Origin of the sequence: Paenibacillus sp. FSL P4-0081 (genome assembly GCF_000758565.1) — a bacterium.
GTDB classification, from domain to species: domain Bacteria; phylum Bacillota; class Bacilli; order Paenibacillales; family Paenibacillaceae; genus Paenibacillus_AQ; species Paenibacillus_AQ phytohabitans.
In genome coordinates this window covers 5,500,374-5,512,536 of record NZ_CP009280.1, presented here as the reverse complement: position 1 = coordinate 5,512,536, position 12,163 = coordinate 5,500,374, and the positions used below count along the sequence as shown (strand labels likewise).

At 47.8% G+C, this 12,163-nt stretch carries 8 protein-coding genes; all 8 read left to right on the top strand.

Annotated features, from left to right (window positions below):
• Positions 1–2: 2 nt before the first annotated feature.
• On the top strand, positions 3–2,264 hold the full coding sequence (pflB, locus tag P40081_RS23770) for a formate C-acetyltransferase (RefSeq protein WP_039295439.1): 2,262 nt from the start codon (positions 3–5) through the stop codon (positions 2,262–2,264).
• 120 nt (positions 2,265–2,384) lie between these two features.
• Positions 2,385–3,122 (top strand): pyruvate formate-lyase-activating protein, encoded by a 738-nt coding sequence (gene pflA, locus P40081_RS23765; RefSeq protein ID WP_042138760.1) that lies wholly within the window; start codon positions 2,385–2,387, stop codon positions 3,120–3,122.
• 340 nt (positions 3,123–3,462) lie between these two features.
• Entirely contained in the window at positions 3,463–4,866 is a 1,404-nt protein-coding gene (locus tag P40081_RS23760; RefSeq protein ID WP_042138759.1) for an ABC transporter substrate-binding protein, read from the top strand.
• Positions 4,867–4,950: 84 nt separating this feature from the next.
• Entirely contained in the window at positions 4,951–5,835 is an 885-nt protein-coding gene (locus P40081_RS23755) for a carbohydrate ABC transporter permease (protein ID WP_042138758.1), read from the top strand.
• Positions 5,835–6,662 (top strand): carbohydrate ABC transporter permease, encoded by an 828-nt coding sequence (locus P40081_RS23750; protein ID WP_039295446.1) that lies wholly within the window; start codon positions 5,835–5,837, stop codon positions 6,660–6,662. Before P40081_RS23755 ends, P40081_RS23750 begins: the two co-directional genes overlap by 1 nt.
• Positions 6,663–6,689: 27 nt before the next feature.
• Entirely contained in the window at positions 6,690–8,543 is a 1,854-nt protein-coding gene (locus tag P40081_RS23745; protein ID WP_042138757.1) for a cache domain-containing sensor histidine kinase, read from the top strand.
• The gene (locus P40081_RS23740) at positions 8,521–9,312 is read left to right on the top strand and encodes a response regulator transcription factor (protein WP_042138756.1); all 792 of its coding nucleotides are present in this window, start codon (positions 8,521–8,523) and stop codon (positions 9,310–9,312) included. The genes P40081_RS23745 and P40081_RS23740 overlap by 23 nt, the downstream gene beginning before the upstream one ends.
• Positions 9,313–9,656: 344 nt before the next feature.
• Positions 9,657–11,966: a copper amine oxidase N-terminal domain-containing protein gene (locus P40081_RS23735; protein WP_042138755.1), complete on the top strand. Its 2,310-nt coding sequence runs from the start codon at positions 9,657–9,659 to the stop codon at positions 11,964–11,966.
• Positions 11,967–12,163: the final 197 nt, after the last annotated feature.

Below are 12,163 nucleotides of genomic sequence, written 5' to 3'. Positions count from 1 at the left end.
GCATGTCGGTGATTGAAAGAGAAGTACAAGAGGTTAAGTCGGGTTGGAGAAGTTTTACTAAGGGTACATGGGCTAAGAAAGTTGACGTTAATAACTTTATTGCCAAGAACATCAAGCCTTATGAAGGAAATGAAGAATTCCTGGTAGGTCCTACCAGCAACACCACTGAACTGTGGAAGATTATCTCCCAGCTTAGCAAGGAAGAAAGAGAAAGAGGCGGAGTATGGGATGTATCCCTCGATACTGTCTCCACGATCACTTCCCACAATCCAGGCTACATCGACAAGGATAAGGAACAAATTGTCGGCGTTCAGACTGATGCTCCTTTCAGACGTTCCATTCAACCGTTCGGCGGTATCAAAATGATGATCGACGCCACTAAAGCTTATGGCTTCGAGCTTCCGCAAAATATCGTTGACATGTTCACGAACATCCGCAAAACGCATAACCAAGGCGTATTTGATGCATATACACCAGACATGAGAGCTGTGCGTAAATCCGGCGTAATTACAGGTCTTCCTGATGCTTATGGCCGCGGACGTATCATCGGCGACTATCGCCGTATTGCCCTGTATGGTATTGATTTCCTGATTAAAGACAAGAAACAACAATTGACTGAACTTGAAGTAGATTCCATGACAGAAGAAGTAATTCGTCTGCGTGAAGAGCTGTCCGAGCAAATGCGTGCTCTGGGCGAACTGAAACAAATGGCTGCTGCTCATGGTCTTGATATCTCTAAACCAGCTAATAACTTCAAAGAAGCTACTCAATGGGTATACTTCGGTTATCTGGCTGCAGTTAAAGAGCAAAACGGTGCGGCAATGTCCCTCGGACGCGTATCCTCTTTCCTTGATATCTATGTACAACGTGATTTCGAAGAAGGTACTCTTACTGAAGAGCAAGCACAAGAAATCGTTGACCATTTCGTAATGAAACTGCGTATCGTGAAATTCCTGCGTACGCCTGACTATAATGATCTGTTCTCCGGCGACCCTACTTGGGTAACTGAATCCATCGGTGGTATGGCTGAAGACGGAACAACACGCGTAACTAAGAACAGCTTCCGTTTCCTGCATACCCTGTACAACCTGGGTCCTGCACCAGAGCCGAACCTGACCGTACTGTGGTCCGAAAAGCTGCCTGAAGGCTTCAAAAAATATTGTGCTAAGGTTTCCATCGAAACCAGTGCGATCCAATATGAGAACGATGATGTAATGCGTCCATACTGGGGTGAAGATTACGCAATTGCCTGCTGCGTATCCCCAATGCGTATCGGTAAACAAATGCAGTTCTTCGGTGCCCGTGCCAACCTGGCAAAAGCCCTGTTGTATGCAATCAACGGCGGTAAGGATGAAAAATCCGGCGCTCAGGTAGGTCCTGAATATCCGGCGATCACTTCCGAATACCTTGATTACGACGAAGTAATGAAACGCTTCAAACCAATGATGGAATGGCTGGCTAAGACTTATGTCAACACGCTGAACATCATTCACTACATGCATGACAAATATTCTTACGAACGTATCGAAATGGCACTGCATGACCGCGACATTCTGCGTACTATGGCTTGCGGTATTGCCGGTCTGTCCGTTGCTGCCGACTCCCTGAGCGCAATTAAATACGCTAAGGTTAAACCGATCCGCAACGAAGAAGGTATTGCTATCGACTTCGAAACTGAAGGTGAATTCCCTTGCTACGGTAACAACGACGACGCTGTTGACAACATCGCGGTTGAACTGGTTGAAACCTTCATGAGCATGATCCGTAAAAACAAAACTTACCGTGATGCTGTACCGACTCAATCGGTATTGACTATCACTTCGAACGTTGTTTATGGTAAGAAGACTGGTACTACTCCTGATGGACGTAAAAAAGGCGAACCGTTCGCACCTGGTGCTAACCCAATGCACGGACGCGACAAGAAGGGTGCACTTGCTTCCCTGAACTCTGTTGCTAAACTGCCTTACTCCGATGCACAGGATGGTATCTCCAACACATTCTCAATCGTTCCTAAGGCTCTGGGTAAAGACGAAGAATCCCGTAAGTCCAACCTGGTATTCATGATGGACGGATACTTCCACAACAACGCTCAGCACTTGAATGTTAACGTATTTAACCGTGAGCAGCTGATTGATGCAATGGATCACCCTGAGAACTACCCACAATTGACCATTCGCGTATCCGGCTATGCAGTTAACTTCATCAAGCTGACCCGCGAACAACAGTTGGATGTTATCAACCGTACGTTCCACGATTCCATGTAAGATTTGTTCTTACAGATCAAGAATTAAAATAAATCAAAGAGCTGCCGCCCTTGCAAGAGGGCGGTACACTCTTGTTTAAAAGTAATTAAAATTTTAAGCTTTTTGAAAGGATGACATCTCATGCTTAAAGGACATATCCACTCCTTAGAAACTTTTGGAACGGTGGATGGCCCGGGTATCCGCTTCGTGCTTTTTATGCAGGGCTGCCTACTTAAGTGTCAGTATTGCCACAACCCGGATACCTGGGGATTGAATGAAGGCAAGGAAATGACCGTTGAAGAAGTGCTGGCGGAAATTGAACCTTACCTGAATTATTATAAAACTTCCGGCGGCGGTCTTACCGTATCCGGCGGGGAACCCACGCTGCAGGCGCATTTCGTCAAACTGCTGTTCACCGAAGTGAAGAAACGCTGGAATTTGCATACTACGCTTGATACTAACGGCTATAATGATGGTTCGAAAATCAGCGACTTGCTGGATGTTACCGATCTTGTACTGCTGGATCTGAAGCATATCGATGATGAAGCTCATATTAAGCTGACTGGCAAATCCAACGACCGTACCTTAAAGCTTGCCCGCTGGTTGTCAGATAATAACCGTAAAATGTGGATTCGCCACGTATACGTTCCCGGCATTCATAATAAGGAAGAGGATCTGCAGAATCTCGGCCGGTTCATTGGCACCCTTAATGGAGTAGAGAAGTTCGAAATCCTGCCTTATCATGTAATGGGGATTTATAAATGGAAAGAGCTTGGCCGTCCCTACGAGCTTGAAGGGGTGGAGTCACCGGACGAAGAAGAAGTGCAGCGTGCATACCGGCTGATTGAAGAGGGCCGTAAACAGTCTGCTCTGGTATAAATTCATACACAATATATAACGAAAGCGGAGCTTCCAATCTGAGGAGTTTCGCTTTTTTGATGTACGGTGAAATGAGTTCAACATACATAGTAAAGTGTGAAATTGATGAAAATGCAAATTGTATGTATAAGTAATCTGACGCAAGAAAATAGAAAAATACCTCTTTTCAAGTTGTCGTGTTATGAAATGTAACTCATTTATGTCACTAAATACAACTGAATTCGCTTACATTAGAGTATTTTATCCCTATTGTAGATGAATCTTAACCTTACGATTACAATCAGGGTTTTCTATAATAAGAGTTGTAAGGGAAACCATTAAATAGGGAGGGTCACCCGTAATGAGAAAAAGCTTAACTATGCTGTTGTCCCTGATGTTCGTTACCTCAGCGCTGCTGACAGGTTGTGGAGGCAACAATAACAATGCTGCTGCAACGGAAGAACCGGCTGCAACGAATGAGGCCGCTGCAACCAATGCTGCCGCAACCGAAGAACCGGTTAGTGCTGAACCTTTTGAAATGACGGTCCGTCATACTCAGGTTGGTGCAGATAAACAGAAACGTCTGGCGATCCTGGAGGATGTAGTCGGCAAGGTACAGGAAGAAGTACCGGGACTAACCTTCAAGCTGGATGGAGTAGATTCGGATGTAAACCGTAAAGAGAAGCTGCGCGGGGAAATGGCGGCCGGTAATCCGCCGGAGATCTTCGACCTGTTCGGCAGTCCGGATTCCAAGATCTACGCCAAAGAAGGTAAGCTGCTCGATCTGACCCCGATCCTCGATGAACTAGGCATTAAAGACAAATTCTCCAATCTGGATCCATTTACTTACGAAGGAAAAATCTACGGCCTGCCAATCGGCGGCTCAGGTGAAGGGTTCTTCTACAATAAAGAATACTATGACAGCAAGGGCTGGAAGGCTCCGGCCACCTTCGCTGAGCTGGAACAGCAGCTGGCTGATATCAAAGCAGACGGCAAAGTGCCGCTTGCCGGTGCTTCCAAGGCTGGCTGGGTACCACTCATGCTCGCCAACCATCTCTGGTCACGTTATGCCGGACCGGATGTTACAGCGAAGTTCGCTACTGGCGAAGCTAAGTGGAATGATCCTAATGTAGTCAAAGGCTTTGCGAAATACAAGGAATGGGTAGACAAAGGCTACTTCAAGAAAGGCGAGCTCGGCTTCGAGTATGCTGAATATACAACCCAGTTCACCAGTGGTGAAGCGATCCTGATGTATGACGGCACATGGAAGTCCTCTGTATTCAAAGCCGGACAATCCGGTGAAGGTCTGATCGGTAAAGTCGGTTTCTTCAACATTCCGGCGGTAGACGGCGGAGTGGGTGATCAGACGGCACTCATGCGTGATGTGAACAACGGCTATGGCTTCTCGGCATCTGCAGGTGAAGATGAACGTCAACTCGCTGCAGTGAAATCATTCATTAAGAATATGTTCAATGAAGAAATGCAGCTGCGCGGTCTGGTGGAAGATGGCGTGCTGCCGGCTATGAAGATTGATCAGGCGGTACTGACTGAGAATATCACCGATGATCTGATGAGTGAGATTGTAGCAGTACTCAACAGCTCCCAGTCCTCCTTCCCGGCATTTGACTCTCTGGTGCAGGCAGATGTGACTACCGAGATCAGTAATATCCAGATTCAAAGCCTGATTGGCGGACAGACCACTCCTGAGAAGATGGGCGATGCGCTTCAGAAAATTCAGGAAGAAGCCAACGCAGCAGTAGAATAAGAGGCGGTAAATTGAATGTACCCTGGTGCTTGCTCCAGGGTGCATTTTTAAAGTGAGAGATGTCTAAGCAATTTGGAGGTAGTCATGAATAAGGCACTAAGAAATCCTCTGGTGTTCATTCTGTTCGTTATACCGGCACTGGTTCTGTTCATTATGTTCTTCATTTACCCCATTTTCAGTTCACTCTACTATAGCTTCACCAGCTGGAACGGTGTATCCGATACAGTGAAATACGCCGGACTGGACAACTTCAAAAAAGCCCTGGGAGATGAACGCTTCTGGGTTTCTGTTAAAAATAACGGCTGGTTCATTCTGTTCTCCGTATGCATTCAGGTGCCGCTGATTGTCTTCTTCTCCTTATTAATCGCTAATGTGAAGAAGCTGAAGGGCCTTTACAAGACAGCGGTATTCATGCCATCCATTATGTCTACTGCAGTTATCGGTATTCTGTGGGGCTTCATTTATGAGCCGAATATCGGCTTGTTCAACAAAGTGCTCGGCCTTGTCGGCATTGAGCCTGTCTACTGGCTATCAGATGAGCGGTTCGCCATGCTGTCAATTCTTATAACGAATGCCTGGCAATGGACCGGATTCTACATTGTAATGGTGCTGGCGGCCATTCTCTCCATCCCCGGTGAACTGGATGAGGCTGCGGCCATCGACGGCGCTACGGGCTTCCAGCGCGCTACACGCATCACTTTGCCGCTGATTGTACCCATTATCTCGGTAGTAATCATGCTCTCTATTGCCGGAGCGATGAAGGCCGCAGATATCGTCATTGTTATGACCAAAGGCGGCCCGGCAGGTTCAACTGAGGTTATGGCCACCTATATGATTAAATATGCGATCACCAATTTCAAATATGGGTACGGCAATACCATTGCAATTCTGATCTTTATGTTCACGCTCGTGGTTACAGCTCTCTATCAGCTGCTGTTTGCCCGTCGTAATGAAAGGATTGAATACTGATGCCGCGCCTCAAGAAAAGCTTACCTCACGTTGCCCTGCTGGGATACCTGATCGTTGTACTCTTTCCGTTTCTCTTTGTCCTGTTCTCCTCGGTGAAGAAGGATAACAATGCGATCGCCCTGAATCCGTTCGGGATTCCGAAGACATTCGAATTCTCGAACTACGTTGAAGCATGGGTGAACGCCAAGATCAGCACATACTTTTTTAACAGCTTATATATTTCGATCCTGTCATCGGTGGTATCCATTCTGTTGGCTTCTATGTTTGCCTTCGCGGTTACGCGGATGCGCCAGGGAAAATGGAACAAGATTCTGTTCTCGCTGGTCCTGATCGGCATGCTGATTCCGAACAATGCACTGATGCTGCCTATTTACACGATTGTCCGCAAGCTTCATATTCTCAATACACACTGGGCACTGATAATTCCCTATATCGCCAATGCAATTCCATTCACGATTATTATCCTGGCAGCATTCATGCGCTCACTTCCCAGTGAAATTGAAGAGGCGGCGGTCATGGATGGCTTGAAGGCTCCGGGTATCTTTGCTAGAATTATTGTACCTTTGACAGTTCCGGCCATGGTTACAGTCTTCATTGTTAATTTCCTGGGAAATTGGAACGAGTTCCTGCTGGCTAACTATTTCCTCTCTAATGACGAGCTGCGCACGCTTCCGGTGGGCATGGTTCAATTCCGTGATCAATATCAGATGAACTACGCGCAAATGTCGGCGGGTATTGTCTATAGCGTGGTTCCGGTCATCGTCATTTATGCTATTTTGCAGGAGAAGATTATTGAAGGCGTAACGGCAGGCAGTGTAAAAGGATAACCCTATTCATGTCAGGAGCATGGGCCGATGAATTTGCGCTACAAATTATTTACGGCATTTCTGGGCCTGATTATCATTCCCTTATTCATTCTTGGCATGATTATGTTCTTCGTTACTTATAATTCGATAGAGAAGAAGTACAGCCAGCAGTCCGAATATTCACTTAAGGCGATCAGTTACAGCATTTCGAATGTGTTTAAGGATATGGACAATGTGACAGACAACGGAATTGCCACCTCGGTCTTTCATATGGCACTCAGCGCGGATGATCCCTCCAAACAGGATTTGACCGATGCCGAGCAGCTCAGCCTGAACGCCAGCCAGCGCAATTTCCGTAGTCTGCTCTATAATCATCCGTCGATCAGCTATGCCTTTCTCTATAATTTTAATGGAAAAGGCAGCTCGGAGATCGTATCGGTCTTTAACAAAGAAAATTTCCGCACTCTCCCCTACGACAAGTTCAAAGGGAGCGATCTCTACCAGGAGGTTATGAAGCTTAACGGGGTTCCGAAATGGCTGGCACCGCATGAGTATCCCGAACTGACGGGGACGGAGGCTGTGTTTACGCAAATCCGGCTGGTTAAGGAGCTCAGCTTTTTTCAGAACATCGGCATTCTGGTAGTCCAGATCAAGAACTGGGAGTTCGAATCCATATTCCGCAACCTCAAGATCGGGGACAGCAGCCAGAAGGTATCCTTTATGCTGGTCAACGATGACGGGATGATCCTGCTTGACCCGGACAGGCAGCTGGACGGACAGGATTTCCGTGACTTTACTACGAAGGATATTACCTTTAAGCCGGGCTTCCAGAGCTACAGAACACAGTTTGACGGCGAAAAGAGCATTCTGTCAGTCTACCACCTGAAGGGCTATCCCTGGAGCCTGGTTTCTGTGACCTCCTGGGGCTCGCTGTCCCGTGAAGTAACTGTGTTTGCCCGCTGGTTTGTGGTGGTTATGTTTCTGTGCCTGCTCGGTGCAGTGATCTTCAATCTGTTCTTCATGAACCGGATTACAGGGGGGATTGCTGTGATCGTCCGCTTCATGCGCCGGGTGGAGGATGGAGACCTGACAACCCGGGTCGAGGAGAAGGGCAGTGACGAAATGACGCTGCTCGCCAGAGGCTTCAATGACCTCATGGACAAAATCAATTCATTATTCAACAGGATCAATGAAGAGCAGCGGCGCAAAAATCAGGCGGAAATGCGCGTGCTGCAGGCGCAGATCAAACCGCATTTTCTGTTCAATACGCTGGAATCCATCAATGTGCTGGCTGTGCAGAATGAAGGGCGCAAGGTCAGTGAGATGGTCTACAGGCTGGCCAGTATTCTGCGGATCAGTATCCAGGACAGGGATGAAATAACGCTGGAAGAAGAGGTTAAGCATCTGCGCAACTATCTGGATATTCAGAAATTCCGGTTCGAGGACTTGTTCGATTACGAGCTTGAGGTTCCGGAGGAGCTGCTGGGCTGCGGGATTCTGAAGCTTACGCTGCAGCCGCTGGTTGAGAACAGCATTCAGCATGGCTTTGAAGGGATCAGCTACAAAGGTCTGGTAAGCGTTAAGGTCTGGGAAGAACGGGGGAATCTGATTCTGCGGATTCAGGATAACGGGATCGGCATGACTCCGTCCCAGCTGTCCATGTTTCAGTATATGGTTAATGATCCGGCGGAGCAGAAGCCTGAAGGCAAAGCGCAACACGGAATTCATCTGGAACGGAGGGGGCTTGGCGTTCGCAGTGTAGCTGACCGAATCCGTATAGAATACGGAGGCAGATATGGGATTTTCATCTGTGCGAGTCCTGGTGAAGGAACAATTATCCAGTGCGTCATACCTAAATACGGGCAGGGGGAAGATCATTATGCTAAAGGTATTATTGGTTGACGATGAGGCGCCTATCCTGAACAATCTCAACAAAGTGCTGCCTTGGCATGACATGGGGATGGAGGTTACGGGGATGGCCCGCAGCGGAATGGAAGCTCTGCGTATCGCTGAAGAGGAGACGCCCGATCTGGTGCTGTGTGACATCCGTATGCCGGTCATGGACGGACTTACATTCATCGGCAAGCTGCGTGAGATGGGGCTCGAGAGTGAGGTGCTGTTGCTAAGCGGCTATCAGGAGTTTGATTATGCGCGCGAGGCCATCCGCCTTGGTGTGAAGGAATATATCTGCAAGCCGATACATTATGAGGAGCTTGGCAACAAGGTGCGGGAGATCGGAGCTCGGATCCGCAGCAAACAGTATAAGGATAAACTGTATAACAGTATTCCCTTGTTTCAGGAGATGCCTGTACCCGAGGATTCCGCCAAAAAAACACCGGATCAATTGATGAGCCAGGCGGCGAATTATATTACCGAGCGGCTGAGCTATGACCTTGGCATTGAAGAGGTGGCGAACCGGATCGGCATCAGCAGCAGCTATTTCTGCCTGCTCTTCAAGAACCGCTTCGCGATGACCTTCGTGGAGTATGTAACGTTGCAGAGGATTGAAGCCGCCAAATTCATGCTGGCCAGCAGCGACAAAAGCATTACTGCGATTAGCTCGGGAGTGGGTTACCAGGAGCGGCGTTATTTCACCAAGGTATTCCAGAAACAGACGGGGATGTCCCCTAAGGAATACCGCGATAAGCACCGGGCTGCCGAAGCCCGCTAAGGGTAAGGGTAAAGGGAAGCCGGAGATTATATCCTGTCTGGTACAATAACTGAATTCAATGCTGCTTGTTCTGGCGGCGTACACCAAGATTGTCCCGGGATGGGGATGATCTTTTTTTGTGAAAATGGATTTCTAATAGAAATAAATGGATAATCTTTGATTTTTCTTTACACTGAATGAAACTTTTCGGAGTTGCCTGCGTCTAATACTATGTTTTGTAAAATGAACGTGGCAAATAATTCTGCCGTCCTGTAGAGGGCGGTTGCGTTTTTGCGGGGAATATAAGGTGAAGAAAGAAAGATAACGCCTTATACACTACAATTGGGAGCAGAAGGAGTCGTACAATGAATTTGAAAAAAATGATCTTAGTGGCAGTATTGGCCGTTTCACAAACCGCAGCAGCGGTTCCGGCCTTTGCAATTCCTGCCAGCACACAAAGTATCACAGGCAATGTTGCCGCAGTGGTGAATACCACGCAGACGGTTGTAACACAGGAGGAGCCCTCGGCTACAGATCCATTGCCTCCATTAGTAACTGAGGCGCCTGCAGGTACAGTTACGCCAACACCAACACCGATCCCGGCAGCAACAGCAGTTCCTGCAGCGACAGCAGTTCCGGTAGTGCCGGCAGCAACACCAACACCACTTCCGGCAGTAACCCAGGCTCCTGTTGATGGTGTTGTACCAACAGATGCGGCTGTTCCAACGGCAACTCCGCTTCCTGGCAGTACTCAAGTGTTGCAGCCGACAACTGCAGGTCTGACCACTTCCGCCACTGGCGGCGGCCAGCTCATCCTGATGATGAACAGTAACAAAATGTACAGAAACGGTACACCGTATACTGCCAACCAGCCGATGGCTGTCAAGAACGGGGTCTCGTATGTATCGATCCGTGCAATGGTGGAAATGGTCGGAGTAAGCTATACCTACGACTACAAAACCAAGGAAGTTATCGTTACTAAAGGCACCAGTATTATGCGCTTCAAGACCGACAGTAAGATCTATACGGTAAATGGCGCCAAGAATACTATGAAAGGCCCTGCCTACCAGTTCAAAGGCACCTTCATGGTTCCTTTAACCTCCATTACCTATGCGCTGAATATTCCTTACACGGTGGACAATGTGCAGAAGCGTGTCATTCTTACGCTGAACACGAAGCCGACAGCATCCTTTACAGTCCAACCAACTGAGATTTATGCAGGTCAAACGACTGTGAATTATGTTACTTCGTATTCTTCACCGAATGGTACGCCGATGGCTGAAGAACAATGGGGCGGCAACAAACTGGATATGTACGATCAGCCGGGATTCTATACCGTAACTTATTCTGTGCGTGATGCGAATAATTTGTGGAGTGATCCTTACTCTGTAACGATCCAGGTGCTGCAGCCAAATCAGCCGCCTGTGGCCCAGTTCACGACTGATAAAGATGAATACAAAATGGGTGAGCCGGTAATTCTGACAGATACCAGCTATGACCCTGAGTATGAAGAATTAACGACCACCTGGAGCAACCGTGGCCTGGCTTATTTCAACCCCGGTCCTACGTCCATCCAGCTGACAGTAACTGATAAGCATGGTCTTAGCAGCACTTTTGAGAAGACCATTAACATTACAAGCGAACAACTGTATACCCAGGATGAAGTAGCGAAGCTGTTCACTATTCCAGGGGATGTTCTGACGTTTGACGGCGGATTGATCCCGGGACTTCCTAACCTGCCTTACAATCTTTCATCTGACAGTTATACGCTGATCCGCAGTAACAGCCCTGAAACGGTTAATACAGAGGGTGTGCTGTACCGCGAGACTTCCGTAGGGAAGACACGTTTCCTGGTACATCATATGAACAATATGACTACACGACAGAAGCTGTATGTGATCGCCACGAACAACGGCATATATCCGGCGACGATTTCGACCGAATACTCAGGTATTGCCGGTCCGGTAACTTCTCCGGAATATACAGGCAGAATTTCGATTCAGAAATACTACAATTCCATGATTACAGGTTCAAGTGCATCCCAAATCGTCCTGCAGCCGGGACAAAGTGTGCCAATCCTGACAGATCTGAACAAGATTGCCATGAAACCGAAAGAGGTGCTCTCACTCAGCGCCGATCTGATTAGCGATTATCCTATTCTATATAATGTGGTAATGGTTGAGCAGACTAAAGATCCGGTAGCTGTGCTGCCGACACTGCCAATTCTTGACCGCGACGGTGTGCATAACCGGGGAACGTATCCGGATTCAACACGCATCATCAACGTGACTGATGTTGTAGGCACAACGCAATCCAAGCTGATCCTGGGGGATAATAAAAATGACCTCAATCTGATTGGTATTGATCCGATGACTGGAACAGAGGCTTCTAATTCCGGCAACTTCGGTGTACTGTACAAAATCGTTCTGGACCGTGTGGCAGCGAACACACTGATCACCTTCAACCCGCGTGGAGGTAATTATCTGGGTTCGTTAATGGTGAACGGAACGATTGTGAATCTGCCGAACAAGGGAAGCTTGTCCAGCTCGGACATGAATGCAGTAGTCTTCCGTACCGGCGAATATGAAGGTCCGGTCGATATTACCTTCTCCGTAGCATCCGGCAGCAATCTGCCTGTAAACTTTGTGTTTACTCCGCTTCCGGCCAAAAAATAAATATAACTTCAATGCAAATGCAAACGGCAGTGTTCCTGAGGGGACGGCTGCCGTTTTTTTTAGTGTGAAATCATGGAATATAAGCTTCTGCTTTGCGGCGTTATTTTGCGCTATGCACCCGCAGGAATGTGGAGAAGGCTGCAGGACAGGCACACTTCATTGACGGGGCAGTACTTTTGGGGCATTATAAAGAGAGT

Bases quoted from the DNA above. Each gene is read 5' to 3' on its own strand.
- pflB (WP_039295439.1), top strand. From the start codon at position 3: ATGTCGGTGATTGAAAGAGAAGTACAAGAGGTTAAGTCGGGTTGGAGA.
- pflA (WP_042138760.1), top strand. From the start codon at position 2,385: ATGCTTAAAGGACATATCCACTCCTTAGAAACTTTTGGAACGGTGGAT.
- P40081_RS23760 (WP_042138759.1), top strand. From the start codon at position 3,463: ATGAGAAAAAGCTTAACTATGCTGTTGTCCCTGATGTTCGTTACCTCA.
- P40081_RS23755 (WP_042138758.1), top strand. From the start codon at position 4,951: ATGAATAAGGCACTAAGAAATCCTCTGGTGTTCATTCTGTTCGTTATA.
- P40081_RS23750 (WP_039295446.1), top strand. From the start codon at position 5,835: ATGCCGCGCCTCAAGAAAAGCTTACCTCACGTTGCCCTGCTGGGATAC.
- P40081_RS23745 (WP_042138757.1), top strand. From the start codon at position 6,690: ATGAATTTGCGCTACAAATTATTTACGGCATTTCTGGGCCTGATTATC.
- P40081_RS23740 (WP_042138756.1), top strand. From the start codon at position 8,521: ATGCTAAAGGTATTATTGGTTGACGATGAGGCGCCTATCCTGAACAAT.
- P40081_RS23735 (WP_042138755.1), top strand. From the start codon at position 9,657: ATGAATTTGAAAAAAATGATCTTAGTGGCAGTATTGGCCGTTTCACAA.